The sequence below is a fragment of the Chryseobacterium sp. SIMBA_029 genome, assembly GCF_046535275.1.
Classification (GTDB): domain Bacteria; phylum Bacteroidota; class Bacteroidia; order Flavobacteriales; family Weeksellaceae; genus Chryseobacterium.
In genome coordinates, this window is sequence record NZ_JAWRXA010000016.1 from 29,016 (window position 1) to 43,878 (window position 14,863).

Here is a 14,863-nt window from a genome sequence, read left to right on the forward strand (position 1 = left end):
CACACCGTTTCCAACCTGTTTTTCCCATATAATTGGACATAAAAAATCCCCGAAAGGTTTGCTTTTCGGGGATTTTTATATAATACTTCTCTCTTGGAGATTGTTTCTTAAATTCTTTCGATATCAGCACCAATCGCTTTCAATCTTCCATCGATATTTTCATATCCTCTGTCGATCTGTTCGATGTTGTGGATAATTGATTTTCCTTCAGCGGATAAAGCCGCGATCAGAAGGGCATTTCCAGCTCTGATATCCGGAGAAACCATCGTAGTTCCCCTAAGCGGGTTTTCCTGGTTTAATCCGATTACCGTAGCTCTGTGCGGATCACATAAAATGATTTGTGCTCCCATATCGATTAATTTATCTACAAAGAATAACCTTGATTCAAACATCTTCTGGTGTACCAAAAGACTTCCTTTAGCCTGAGTAGCCACTACCAGAATAATCGATAGTAAATCCGGAGTGAATCCCGGCCATGGAGCATCCGAAATTGTAAGGATCGATCCGTCAATAAATTTTTGAATCTTATAATTTTCCTGAGCCGGAATAAAGATATCATCATTACTCTGCTCAAGTTCTATTCCTAATTTTCTGAACGTGTTTGGAATTACACCCAGCTGGTTCCAGTTAACATTTTTGATGGTGATTTCAGATTTTGTCATGGCAGCAAGGCCAATCCATGATCCGATCTCAACCATATCCGGAAGCATGGTGTGTTCAGTTCCATGAAGATAATCTACCCCTTCAATGGTTACCAGGTTAGACCCGATTCCTGAAATATTAGCACCCATTCTGTTCAGCATTTTGCATAGCTGCTGCAGATAGGGTTCACATGCGGCGTTATAGATTCTTGTTTTGCCTTTAGCAAGAGCAGCTGCCATTACAATATTGGCAGTTCCTGTTACGGAAGCTTCTTCAAGTAAGATAAATTTTCCTCTAAGCTCTTTTGCTTTTAGTGAATAAAAATATTCATCCTCATCATAATTAAATTCAGCACCTAGTTCTACCAATCCCTGAAAATGAGTGTCCAGTCTTCTTCTTCCGATTTTGTCACCACCGGGAGTTGGCATGTATGCTTCTCCATAACGGGCTAACATTGGTCCCATCAGCATAATAGAACCGCGCAGTTTAGCACCGTCCTTTTTGAATTCATCCGATTTGATGTAATCAAAATTTACTTGATCCGCCTTGAAAGTATAATCTCCATGGCCATTTTTCGTTACTTTTACTCCAAAGTCCCCGAGGATTTCAATCAGTCTGTTTACATCATGAATATCAGGAATGTTTTTAATTCTGACCTCTTCATCTGTTAATAAAACTGCACATAAAATTTGTAAAGCTTCATTTTTTGCCCCTTGTGGAGTTATTTCGCCATGCAGCCTTTTCCCTCCTCGTATTTGAAATGTACCACTCATTTACTTTCTGTTTTTATGGTTGTTGTTGCTATTGTTATTGTTATGCCTTCTTTTGTTAGGTTGGTTTCTGTTATTCCCGATGTTCCCGGTATTCCGGTTGTTGTTATTATTGCTGTTGCTTCGGTTATTGGTAGTGTAATAAATCTTGCTCTTTTCCAGAGATTCTATTCCCGTCAGATCCAATCTGTTTTCCGATAATTCTTTTAAATGGCGGAAAATGACATCATCTGTAACATGTTCCTTATTATATACATTATAAGATTTCTTCATATTGTTGGCAATCACTTCGATTAAGGCTTCCTTTTCGTCGCCAGGTTCCAGTTCTATTGCTTTTTCTATTAATTGAAGAATACTTTTTCCGTAAAATTTAAATTCACCTTGAAGTTTAGGGTATTCCATTGTTTTAGGTTTCTCTGCCAGCTGTTCTCTGGTAGGAAAAGGATATGGAGAATCTACATCCAGATCATAACTTGCTAAAATAAATAGATGATCCCAAAGTTTATGTTTATAATTATCTTCGTCACGAAGTTGTGGGTTTCTTTGACCCATAAAATCGATGATTGCCATTGCCATTTCGCTTCTCTCATCCCTGTCAGAAAGCTCTTTGCAGCGCTCAACCAACTGTTGAATGATTCTGCCATATTCCGGCATATGAAGCTGTGTTTTTTGGGTATTGTATTCCATAGTATGCAAATATATGGAATATAAGAAAAATTGTTCAGAAAATATTAAAAGTTTATGATTTTTTAATGAAAGTTTATATTCCTGTTCTAAAATTTTTATTGTTAAAAAATGAAATTATGTTACTTGATTTGGATTTTAATTCAATAAAAGTGTAATTTAGTTAATAGATTAATAATTAAAACAATTGTATGAAAAAAACACATTTCTTTCTTTCAATGCTGGCTTTGGGGCTTCTTAGCTCCTGTCAGAACAATGATGAAATCAGTAATGCCAATCCTAGCCAGGCAGAAGTGCATGACAAAACAGTACAGGTCACCAATCATGATGGCAGGCCTTTTAGTACCGGCAACGGTTCGGCCTACAGTAAATTTGTATCCGGACCGGGCGGTGGAGTATTAATGCAGGGCTTTTATTGGGATGTCCCCGATGGTGGAAACTGGTGGAATACCGTAACGGATAAATTGTCAGCATGGTCAACTGCCGGAATCAGTGCCGTCTGGCTGCCGCCTGCTTCCAAGGCTCAGAACGGAGCCTATTCAATGGGATATGATCCTACAGATTATTTCGATTTTGGAAATTTTAATCAAAATGGAAGTGTAGAAACCCGCTTTGGATCAAGAGCTGAACTGGAAGCTTTAATTACCAAGGCGCACACCGAAAATATGCAGGTGTACGCAGATATTGTTATTAATCATAACAGTGGCGGACAATCTGAAGCGAATCCTTACACGGGAACGAGTACATGGACCAATTTTTCGGGAGTTGCCTCAGGAAAGTTTCCGAGAAGCTACAATGATTTTTATAAAAATGCTTATGGAAATAATGATGAAGGAGCTTTCGGTGGTTTTCCCGATCTCTGTCATGCCAATCCTTATGTGCAGGACTGGCTGTGGGGAAGAGACGATTCTGTCGGGAAGTATTATAAAAATGTAATGAAATTCGACGGTTGGAGATTTGATTACGTGAAAGGTTTCGGTCCCTGGGTAGTCAATTCATGGAATTCAAATGTCGGTGGATTTTCTGTTGGTGAACTATGGGACTCTAATGTCAATACCCTGGAATCATGGGCCAATAATGCCAATAGTTCCGTATTTGATTTCGCAGCCTATTATAAAATGGATGAGGCTTTTGATAACGGAAATTTAAATGTTTTAAATGACGACATGATGTGGAAAAGAAATCCATACAAGGCTGTTACTTTTGTAGCTAATCATGATACCGATATTATTTATAACAAGATGCCTGCCTATGCTTATATCTTAACACATGAAGGATATCCTACTATTTTTTACAGAGATTATGAAGAATGGCTGAATAAAGATAAGCTGAATAATCTGATCTGGATCCATAATAATAAAGCTACTGGAACAACCTCTATTTTGTACACCGATAATGATGAATATGTGGCAAGACGTAACGGTTACAATGGAAATCCTGGTTTAGTGGTGTATATCAACAACTCTTCAAGCTGGCAGGAGAGATGGGTTGAAACCAACTGGAGCAATCAGCAGATTAAGGATTTTACAGGTAATTCGAACTGGTATCCGACTACGCAAGGTGATAAATGGGTGAAAATCCAATGTCCGCCAAACTCGTATTCTGTTTGGTCACTGAACCAATAATGATAATTCAACTGCTCCATATTTGGAGCAGTTTTTTTCTGTTTTTATTACAATGAGGTTTGATATTTCTAAATTGTATCGGGGATAAAATCCTTGCGATTTAACAAATATATAAGTAGGTAAAAATAATTTACGTCTTAATGATTAACCAAAATCAGACTTCGATAAATTTCTTTCTCTGATGCTGATCCGGAAGAAAACACTTTTGATTAGCCAGTTTCATTCTGTTTCTTGAAACCACATCATAAGCTTTATCACTTAGAAATACCGGCAGTAATTTTCCAATGCCCGAAAGTTTATAAATACCACCTAATAAATTGGCGATTTGTAAAATAGCCCGTGATTTTATCAGATAATATTCTTTTGGTTTCCAAAGGTACATGGTGTTAAATTCCTTCGTTTCGAGTCCTCTTTCCGATAGAAATTTTTGTCCGAAATCAGACTGCAGGGAAGCAAACATAAAATAGTCTTTTTTGTCTCGCTCCAAAATCCATTGTACCCAAAAATTGCATACGCCGCAATCTCCGTCAAAAAATACAATATATTTATCTTTCCAGTTTTCCTGCATATTATTGATTTTTTAAAAAACCATTTTTCGTTCCGTGTCTTCTTTTACTTTTTTGAAATAGGTAACCAGTTCCAGCCTCTGCTGATCAGTTAACTTTGCATCCTGATGTCCGATATAATACGATTCCAGCGGCATTTCTTTTTTCTCAATCATTTCTATGCACTCTTCCAGCTTATGTGCCTGCCTTTTAGGTTCGTATACTGCAAAGGTAGAGAAATTGAGATGCTTTCTTCCTTCCACTACATGATTTTTAAGAAACCATGAGGAGGGGGCAATACTCGAATACCATGGATATTTTGTTTCATTAGAGTGGTAGTCATAACAAGATGTACTGATGATCTTGGCGATTTCAGGCGGAGTGTCTTTAATCCTTAAAAAATCCATTCCCGGAGTTGCCGGTGGATTGGTTTTATCAATCGGGAAAAACTGGATCATAATGAAAGCGACAAGAACAATAACGATTATTTTTTTCATTGTAAATCTACGTTTGCTATCTATAAAAGTAATTAAATTTTATTAGAATACCTATCTGTTTATTATAAAAGTGTTTACGTTTTATTTGAATCATTCTAAATATAAACGTTTTTAAAGCTCTTTTATTCTGATATACATAAAATAGTATTATCTTAATTGCACAGAAGTAACCATTACAAAAGGAGACATATTTTTAAAATTATATATAGTTTTTAACTATCGTAAAAATAAAATCAATAGATCGCGTTTATTGATTAAGTGTTTGTAAGTTTGTCTTGTTCAAAAAATTCAAACTATAATATTCAACATCAAAATATAAACAATAATGGAAAATGACCCAAATGACATCAGTAAATGCCCTTTTCATAATGGAAGTATGAAGCAGCCTGTTGCAGGTGGCGGTACCCAAAATCAAGATTGGTGGCCGGAGCAGCTTAGAGTAGATATCCTTCGTCAGCATTCCGCGCTGTCGGATCCTATGGATAAAGATTTTGATTATGCTGAAGAATTCAAAAGCCTTGATCTTGAGGCCGTAAAAAGAGATCTTCATACATTAATGACTGATTCTCAGGATTGGTGGCCGGCAGATTTTGGACATTATGGTCCTTTGTTTATCCGTATGGCCTGGCATAGTGCCGGTACTTATCGGGTAGGCGACGGAAGAGGAGGTGCAGGATCCGGACAGCAGCGTTTTGCCCCGTTGAACAGCTGGCCGGACAATGTAAGCCTTGATAAAGCCAGAAGATTATTGTGGCCGATCAAACAGAAATATGGAAGAAAAATTTCCTGGGCTGATCTTCTGATTCTGACCGGAAATATGGCATTAGAATCAATGGGCTTTAAAACATTCGGATATGCCGGAGGGCGAGAAGATGTTTGGGAACCGGATATGGATGTATATTGGGGTTCCGAAAAAACATGGCTGGGAGGTGACCTTCGGTATGCACATGGTTCAGAAGGAGTGGATAAAAGTGGTGGAGTTCTTCCTACCGATGACAATGCGGATGGAGATATCCATTCCCGTAACCTTGAAAAGCCTTTGGCCGCCGTGCAAATGGGGCTTATCTATGTAAACCCGGAAGGACCGGACGGAAACCCGGATCCTATTGCAGCTGCAAAAGATATCAGAGATACTTTCGGACGTATGGCAATGAATGATGAAGAGACTGTTGCATTGATCGCAGGAGGACATACTTTCGGGAAAACCCATGGTGCAGGACCTGCTGATCATGTAGGTAAAGAGCCGGAAGCAGCAGGAATTGAGCAGCAAGGTTTGGGATGGAACAGTTCTTATAAATCCGGAAGAGGAGCAGATGCGATTTCAAGTGGTTTAGAAGTAACCTGGACTGAAACACCGACCCAATGGAGCAATTATTTCTTTAAAAATTTATTTGAAAATGATTGGGAACTGACGAAAAGTCCAGCCGGAGCTCATCAATGGGTTGCAATAAATGCCGAAGAAATTATACCTGATGCATTTGATCTATCAAAGAAACACAGACCGACGATGCTTACGACCGATCTTTCTTTAAAATTCGATCCGGAGTATGCTAAAATATCAAGACATTTTTATGAAAATCCTGAGGCTTTTGCCGATGCTTTTTCCCGTGCGTGGTTTAAACTTACCCACAGAGATATGGGACCGAAAGCACGGTATCTGGGACCCGATGTACCACAGGAAGAACTGATCTGGCAGGATCCTATTCCTCAGGTGGATCATGAACTGATCAACACCTCAGATATTGAAGCATTAAAAGCAAAAATACTGGATTCAGGGTTGAGTATTTCACAACTGGTTTCCACTGCCTGGGCCTCAGCTTCAACTTTTAGAGGGAGTGATAAAAGAGGCGGTGCCAATGGAGCGAGAATCCGACTGGCGCCTCAAAGAGATTGGGCAGTGAACAATGTTCCGCAATTACATCAGGTACTTACTGTACTTGAAAATATTCAAAGAGAGTTCAATGCTTCGCAAGAGGGAAATAAAAAAGTATCACTAGCTGATCTGATTGTATTGGCCGGAACTGCAGCGGTGGAAAAAGCGGCACATGATGCCGGACACCCGCTTTCTGTTTCTTTTGCGCCGGGCCGTATGGATGCTTCCCAGGAGCAGACCGATGTAGAATCGATGGGATACCTTGAACCTGCTGCCGATGGATTCCGTAATTATCTGAAAAGAAAATATACCGTATCTACCGAGTCTTTATTAATAGATAAAGCCCAGCTTCTTACCCTTACCGCTCCGGAACTAACGGTGCTGATCGGAGGAATGCGTGCGTTGGATGCCAATTTCGACGGTTCAAAACATGGTGTATTTACCCAGCGTCCGGGTGTTCTTACCAATGATTTCTTTGTTAATCTATTAGATATGGGAATACAATGGAAGGGAATTTCTGAGGATAATGAACTGTATTTGGGAACGGATCGTGTAACGGGACAACCCAAATGGACGGCAACCCGTGCAGATTTGGTATTCGGATCCAATTCTGAATTAAGAGCAGTTGCAGAAGTTTATGGAAGTACTGATGCACAAGGGAAATTTGTAAATGATTTTGCTGCAGCATGGACGAAGGTCATGAATCTGGATCGCTTTGATCTGAAATAAATATTGATTTGAAAATATGAATAAAGGCAGCAATTTTATTGTTGCCTTTATTTTGTTGTGTATACCAGTGGTCTTAATTAATCAGGGTTAGTTATAAGGAATAAATATAAAGAACAGAATCATTTTTAGATTTTCATCTGAGTTTATTTAACTGATAGCAGTAATTAAAAAATATAGAGTTGTTATAAATTATTATTGATATTTATAGTAGATTGCCAAAATTTTACATTTGCAGGCGTCCTTTTCAAAGCTCTGTTTTTTAAGTAGTAAAGATTATAAAAATGAAAAAATATTATCGATTCATCCCTATGGTAGTAGGTTTGCTTCTATTTGGATATTTCTATCTGTATAAGCATGTATACAAGAATAATAATTATTTTTACCAAAATGAAATTCACTCCAGGGTTATAAAAATAGAAAATTATTATGATAAATCACTGCGATTTTACTATACTCCTGAATATCGTATAACAACTGCAAACACCAAAGGTGATACATTGAAAATAGGCGACTCTATATCCAAAAAGTCCCATACACATAAATTTAGTGTTTATAGAATGAGAAATGACAGCTATGAATTTTATAAAAGATATGACTAAGTTTTTGGAAGAAATAGTAGAACCAGGCAAATTGAATGCCCCTTTGAAATCAGGCTTTATGTGGATGCACAAAAGTCTATTAGCATTAAGAAGTAGGTTAAAGATTTTGAATACCATATAATATAGATTTTTAGCAAATTAAATGATAAAAAGAAAACATATTCCGTTCATAGCATCTTTGATTATAGTGATAGGCTGTTATTTCTATACAGGAAACGATTTGCAGGAAAGAGCTAAGAATAATTTTAAACAATTTAATGCGAGTAATTTAGATGATGAGCTTATAGGCATTGATTATTATGCAAAAGGAATAAAAATAATTTTTGCAGATAAAGAATTTGTCTTGCATCCGATTACCGACTCATTAAATGAGTATACTATTTTTGAAGGGGTAGCTGAAAAAGGAGATTATATCATTAAAAAGCCTTTCCAAAAAATACTCATTGTAAAGAAGAAAACAGGAAAAGAGTATAGATATAATTTTAGAGAATTTTAATAATCTTGGAGTTGATCAGCCAGCAGGATACGGACAAGATAGTCACATCAACAAGGCGCATTTGAACAAATACCGGTTTGTTCCCACGAAAAAAATGTTTTAGTATAGAAATTTATAAATCGTTAAAAACACATCAATACATATATCCAAAATCATATTACTCCCACACTGCCGTACATCTTTATCTTTCTTGAAGTTTCACTAAATAATAAAATCATATCTTTGCAAAAAATTGGGCTCCAAAAGTTGGAGAAACCCATTAATAACTTGTCCTGAGCTTAGTCGAGGGATTATTAAACATTTTTATGTCGAATATTGTCGCAATCGTTGGGCGTCCCAACGTAGGAAAATCCACACTTTTTAACCGTTTACTAGAGCGAAGAGAGGCCATCGTAGATTCTACGGCAGGTGTTACCAGAGACCGCCATTATGGAAAGTCGGACTGGAATGGAGTAGATTTTACCGTAATTGATACCGGTGGTTATGATGTAGGAACAGAAGATATCTTTGAAGAAGAGATCCGTAAGCAAGTACAGCTGGCTGTAGATGAAGCTACTTCTATCATTTTTATGATGAATGTGGAAGATGGCCTTACCGATACAGATTACGAAATCTATGAACTTTTAAGAAGATCAAACAAACCTGTTTATGTCGTGATCAATAAAGTAGATTCTGCTAAGGAAGAACTTCCTGCAACAGAATTCTACCAGTTAGGAATTGAAAAATACTACACACTTTCTTCCGCTACAGGTTCCGGAACAGGAGAGATTTTAGATGATGTTGTTAGAGATTTTCCAACTACAGATTATAAAGATCCATTTGAAGGATTGCCAAAAATTACCATTGCAGGACGTCCTAACGTAGGGAAATCTACACTGACGAATGCTTTGCTGGATGTTGAAAGAAATATCGTAACAGATATTGCAGGAACAACCAGAGACAGTATCCAGACGCTTTACAATAAATTCGGACACGAGTTCGTATTGGTAGATACCGCTGGAATGCGTCGTAAAGCTAAAGTTTCTGAGGATCTGGAATTTTACTCTGTAATGAGATCAATCCGTTCTATTGAATATTCTGACGTCGTGATCATCATGGTAGATGCTACACTGGGTTGGGAATCTCAGGATATGAATATTTTCGGACTGGCTCAGAAAAACAGAAAAGGAATTGTAATCGTTGTTAACAAATGGGACTTGGTTGAAGATAAGCAGACTAATACGATGCGTGACTTCGAAAAAGTGATCAAAGACAGAATCGGTCAGTTCAGTGATATTCCTGTTTTATTTATCTCAGCATTAACGAAACAGAGAATCTTAAAAGCGGTAGAAGTGGCCATGCAGGTGTATGAAGACCGTAAGAAAAAGATCAAAACTTCAAAATTAAATGAAGTGATGCTTCCTATCTTTGAACAGACGCCGCCACCGGCTAATAAAGGGAAATATATTAAAATTAAATATTGCGTTCAGCTTCCTACGCCGTCGCCTCAGTTTGTATTCTTCTGTAACCTTCCACAATACGTGAAAGAACCGTACAAAAGATTTACTGAAAATCAGTTGAGAAAACAATTCGGGTTTACCGGAATTCCAATTGAAGTCTATTTCAGACAAAAATAAAAAACTGCTTCCAAATTAGATTGGAAAAGATCATATAAACAGGGTAAGGATGTATTTTCTTACCCTGTTTTTTGAATCTAGTGAAGAATATTTCTTCCTTAGGATTTAATTTTCGTGGATATATACCATTTTACCCCTATTGTCATTCCGACCGAAGGAGGAATTTGTTTAATAGATTAGATTCTTCATTTCACTTCGTTACATTCTGAATGACAGCAGAAATAAGTAGATCATATCGTCTGGTGTAAAATTGTATATCCTTACCTTTATTTTTAAAGCCATTTTTCATACAGTAATCTTACCGGCTGATAGCCTTGTGTAGCCAGCCAACGCTGCATTGTATCATTATTGCATAATGTGAAACGGTAGATTTTTCGGATGTTATAAGTTGAATAGGTTTCCTCGAAAGCTTTATTCAACGCAGAGTAAATTCCCTGTTTCCTGTATTCTTTTTTTACATAACCTTCAGAGACGTACAGATCATCGGCGTCTCCAAGCTCAAAATTACTGTCGTCTTTTTCGTCAATATACCCGAATAGAAAACCGATGGGTTGGTCGTCAATGGATGCAATAAGAAAAGTACCGTCGTTTTCTTCTTCACAATCCATCATAAAACGCAGATAATGATCCCGGATGTGGCTCCAATCTGCAGTTTTATCATTCATTTCTTTTTCCGAAACATGAAGCTCACCCACCAGTTCGTCTACAATGGGAAGATGCTCGGCAATTTTAATTTTTTTTATACTGTAATCCATAAGTGTTTGATTAAATTATTTTCCTCTTAACGGGCTTCCGTGCCATGAAGTGTCATCAGAAAGAGATTCTCCTTTCATCACAAGAGAAAGCGCATCAATATTCACATTATTACCGATTTCGGTATCATATAAAATAATAGTCCGTGAATGTATGGTCGTCTGACTGCCTATTTTTACGCTTCCTACTTTCATAATCCGGTCTTCAAAAAGATGGGTTTGCGGACCGCAATCTTCATTCAGCATGGCTTCATCACCTATGGTTACCATGTCATATTCTGTAATATCAGTGGTGTTAAGCCATACTCTTTTGCCGATTTTTACCCCCAGAAATCTCATAAAAAATGGCAGCCACATTGTACCGCGAAGGAAATCCAGGAAGAAGATCACAGGAAGTGCTTCATAAATGGTAGTGATTCCTTCACTCATCCACACCTTCAAACTGTACATCGGCATTTCCGTCTTTTTATACTTACCTACCAATATCCATTTTAGGAGAACGGTAAAGAAAAATGAAGGAAGAGCAACGATTCCCAAATAGTAAAACGGAGCGAATATAAACAGATAATGGATTTTCCCTTCCAGATAATTACTTGTATAAGCAATGAATAAAACACTGCAGATAATAATGATGGTCTGCGGAAGGATAATTCTGATGCCCTCAACCAAAGCTCTTGCGAGCTGAAGACGGAAAGGGGGATTATACGTAAGACTGTCTTTAAAAGACTCTGATTTTTGTCTTGAAGGAAGCCCGATAGGAGGGGATCCGAACCAATCTTTTTCAGACGAGTTTTTAAGCTGTTCTTCAGTTGGAGCTTTACTTAGGACACCGATCAGCATGTTATCATTCAGTTCATATCCCTGCGGAATCAGCCCGCTGTTTCCTACAAAACTGTTGTTTCCTATTTTTGTTTTTGCTAAAATTAATTTTTCATTTCGTACATCATGTTCCCCAAGAATTACCGCATCGGCAATAAATGAACCTTCCCCAATTTCCAAGAGATTATGGGAGACATCACTCGCTGTCGATATTTCCGAATTTTTACCCACCTTGGCCCCCATCATTCTGTAAAATTTACTGATATAGACAGATGCAAACAGAGGATGAACAATGGTAAGTGATAAATTAAAAATCTGATCTTTTACCCATTTTCTGTAATACATAAAACTGTAAACAGGATAAATACCGGGTTTCATATTGTACTGCAAAAGTCTTGTAACAAGGCTGACTACACCAATGAACAGTAATATATAAACCGTTGAAAGGATCGGAGCTTGCCATAAATAATAAAAACTGTAATCAGCAGAACGGTCGTCCAGGTAATACAGCGTATACAGCGTAGGTGCTAAAGGCAGAACAATAAGAAGGGGAAAGAAAAATAAAGAACAGGCGTATAAAAGAGAATATCGGTTCCTTTTTCGGGTGGAAGATAATACCGGAGTTTCTACTTCTTCGACACTTTTTACCCGTATTTTCTCAGCAGGGCTGCCGTCCCACACTTCCCCAAACCCAATGGTTTTTCCTTCATTCAGGCAGCTGAGGTCCTGAAGCTCACCAAATTTTTCAATGGTAGTACCTCCACAGACAATTGCTGAAGATCCAAGATAGGAGTGCGCTTTGATATGTACTTTTCTTATTTTTAAAATACCGTTCTCAACGGAAGCATTATCAATACTGCATCCGGAGCTTGTCGTCACATTTTCATCAATCGTTACCAAATCTTCAGCTGCAATAGGCAAAAGACTGAGCTGTGCACTGGGATGAACTTTTACGCCTAATAATCTCAGATATTTCGGATATAAAGGAGTTTCTATAATAAATTCAGAAGGCATCAGTCTTTTAACCGTTTTCCACAGCCACCATCTGAAATAATACCAGCCCCAAAGCGGATAATCACCTTCTTTAATTTTTCCGACAACAAGCCATTTCGTTAAAAGAATAATAATGGAATACACCGGCGGAATTAAAGTATACAGAAGAACTGCACTCAGAAGGGCATACATTGTTCCGTACCCATTAATCTGAAAATAATAATAACTTAAATAAGGAAAAAATATCTGAATGCTGAATAAAGCAAATATAGCCATCAGACAAGCGGACTGTGCTGCATTACAGGCATAATACTGAAAGGTGGAAACCCGTTGAAAAGGTTCCTGAACGGTAGGTTCCTCAGTATGTTTGATTTTAAGACATTCAGCATAGGCCGCAAGCGGCCGGTTTTCATAAATATCTTTTAAAGAAGCATAAGGAATTCCCGCTTTTTGCCTTAAATGAGAAACAAGGGTAGCAGCCAGCAAAGAATGTCCGCCCAGATCAGTGAAAAAATCATGACTGAGGTTAATATCTTTTCCAGGAAATACCCATTGAAGCGTCTGAATAAGTTTTTCTTCTATAGAACCTTCAGTATCTATTTTAATGTCCTCATTCTTTTCATGCTGACTAAAACTTTCGGGAACGGGTAATCTTTTTCTGTCGATTTTTCCGCTCGGCATCCTCGGCATTTCTTTCATTTTGATGATCGAAATAGGAACCATGTACGGTGCCAGAAACTTGGCCAGTTCTTTCCGCATTTCATTTTCATCAAACCAGGAAGCATTGTTCATGACTACATATCCTACAAGCTGTCCCTGCTCATTGGAATCCTCTTTAACAGCCACAGCTGCTGAAGAAATGCCGGGAAGTTGATTCAGGCGGGTTTCTATCTCGCCCAGTTCAATCCTATAGCCACGAAGTTTGATCTGGTCATCTATTCTGCCCTGGAATTCAATAAATCCGTCTTCACGTATCAACACGGCATCACCGGTTTTGTAAATGGTGTCACCCGGAAGTTCAGGGAAAGGATTAGTCAGAAATTTTTGTTCGGTAAGTTCCGGAAGATTAAAATAGCCCTTGCTTACTCCGGGTCCTGAGATGATCATTTCACCACGTTCTCCTCTCGGTACAATAGCCATATTTTCGTCAACAATAGCGATGTGGTAATTCGGAAGCGGATTTCCAATGGTAAGTTCTTCCTGACTGTTTAGTATTGCCATATTGGAAGAAACAGTGGTTTCGGTGGGACCGTAGCTGTTAATAAATATCCTGTACGGTTTTGCCCATTTTTCCTGCACTTGTTTTGTACAAGCTTCGCCACCGGTATTGATGAGCCTTATACCGGGTACTTCATCAATAATGGCTAAAATACTGGGAACTGCATGCAGTACAGTAATTTTATTTTGAATTAAAACATCACTCAGTTCATCAATAGCCTTTACAGTGAGAGCATCAGCGATCCAAATCGTTGCTCCGGCAAAAAGGCTGATCCATACCTCTTCACACCACATGTCAAAAGACACAGAAAAGCCCTGATAAACGACATCGGTATCTTTTATTTCAATAAAATCTTCTTCAGAACGGATCAGGTGGCATATATTTCGGTGGGAAATCGGGATTCCCTTAGGATTTCCTGTACTTCCGGAAGTGAATAGTACATAGGCCCAATGATCAGGATAATGGTATGTAGGCAAAGAAGGAATATGATGCTCAGGCTGTGGAGCGATGGACAAAGGCTGACAATGAATACCTGCGTCGGTATCCGAAAAATAGGTCTTAACCTGAATGTCACTGAACACTTTTTTTATTCTGTCTTCAGGCATTTCCCTATCAAGAGGAATATAGGAAGCCCCTGCTTTGATGATTCCTAGTATAGCAACAGGAAGCTCCAGACTCCTTGGATACCAGACGCCTACACAGTCACCCGGTTGTACACCTGCCTGCTGAAGCTGTAGAGCGATGGCATTACTCCAACTGTCTAATTCTCCATAAGTTAGTTTTTTATCTTTAAATATAAAAGCGGTTTTATTACGGTACTTTTCAAAAGTAGGAGCCAATAATTCCGGAAGGGTTTCATCTCTTATCAATTCAGGAGAAATTTTTCCTAAAATCAAGCTTTTCATCATCGAATATCTATTTTTATGTGGTCATTAGTAGGGTTGGGAAACTTTTATAAATATACCTATTTCTCTCGACTCCCAATATTCAAATTCGTTTTTTAG

General features: G+C 38.1%; 10 protein-coding genes. 4 read left to right on the forward strand and 6 right to left on the reverse strand.

Annotation, left to right across the window (positions count from 1 at the left end):
* Positions 1-107 precede the first annotated feature (107 nt).
* Complete coding sequence (gene murA / locus SB679_RS22110; protein WP_410704460.1) at positions 108-1,415, reverse strand: UDP-N-acetylglucosamine 1-carboxyvinyltransferase; 1,308 nt, start codon at positions 1,413-1,415, stop codon at positions 108-110.
* Positions 1,416-2,099, reverse strand: a complete 684-nt coding sequence (locus tag SB679_RS22115) for a DUF4290 domain-containing protein (RefSeq protein WP_410704461.1) — start codon at positions 2,097-2,099, stop codon at positions 1,416-1,418.
* 188 nt (positions 2,100-2,287) lie between these two features.
* Here SB679_RS22115 and SB679_RS22120 point away from each other — a divergent pair, with 188 nt between their 5' ends.
* On the forward strand, positions 2,288-3,721 hold the full coding sequence (locus SB679_RS22120) for an alpha-amylase (protein ID WP_410704462.1): 1,434 nt from the start codon (positions 2,288-2,290) through the stop codon (positions 3,719-3,721).
* A 154-nt stretch (positions 3,722-3,875) separates the two neighbouring features.
* On the opposite strand, the gene SB679_RS22125 is transcribed toward SB679_RS22120, so the two are convergent.
* Positions 3,876-4,289, reverse strand: a complete 414-nt coding sequence (locus tag SB679_RS22125) for a thiol-disulfide oxidoreductase DCC family protein (protein ID WP_410704463.1) — start codon at positions 4,287-4,289, stop codon at positions 3,876-3,878.
* 12 nt (positions 4,290-4,301) lie between these two features.
* Entirely contained in the window at positions 4,302-4,763 is a 462-nt protein-coding gene (locus SB679_RS22130; RefSeq protein ID WP_410704464.1) for a heme-binding domain-containing protein, read from the reverse strand.
* Between the two features lie 325 nt (positions 4,764-5,088).
* Between SB679_RS22130 and katG the strand changes: the two genes are divergently transcribed.
* The 3 genes from katG to der all read left to right on the forward strand — a co-directional run bounded on the left by katG (position 5,089) and on the right by der (position 10,076).
* Positions 5,089-7,365 (forward strand): catalase/peroxidase HPI, encoded by a 2,277-nt coding sequence (gene katG, locus SB679_RS22135; RefSeq protein ID WP_410704465.1) that lies wholly within the window; start codon positions 5,089-5,091, stop codon positions 7,363-7,365.
* Between the two features lie 741 nt (positions 7,366-8,106).
* Positions 8,107-8,460 carry a hypothetical protein gene (locus SB679_RS22140; protein WP_410704466.1) on the forward strand — a complete coding sequence of 118 codons (354 nt, stop codon included), beginning with the start codon at positions 8,107-8,109 and terminating at the stop codon, positions 8,458-8,460.
* A gap of 305 nt (positions 8,461-8,765) precedes the next feature.
* Positions 8,766-10,076, forward strand: coding sequence for a ribosome biogenesis GTPase Der (gene der, locus SB679_RS22145; RefSeq protein ID WP_410704467.1), 1,311 nt, complete (start codon positions 8,766-8,768; stop codon positions 10,074-10,076).
* A gap of 272 nt (positions 10,077-10,348) precedes the next feature.
* On the opposite strand, the gene SB679_RS22150 is transcribed toward der, so the two are convergent.
* Complete coding sequence (locus tag SB679_RS22150) at positions 10,349-10,831, reverse strand: GNAT family N-acetyltransferase (protein WP_410704468.1); 483 nt, start codon at positions 10,829-10,831, stop codon at positions 10,349-10,351.
* 15 nt (positions 10,832-10,846) lie between these two features.
* Entirely contained in the window at positions 10,847-14,767 is a 3,921-nt protein-coding gene (locus SB679_RS22155; RefSeq protein ID WP_410704469.1) for a Pls/PosA family non-ribosomal peptide synthetase, read from the reverse strand.
* Between the last annotated feature and the right edge of the window lie 96 nt (positions 14,768-14,863).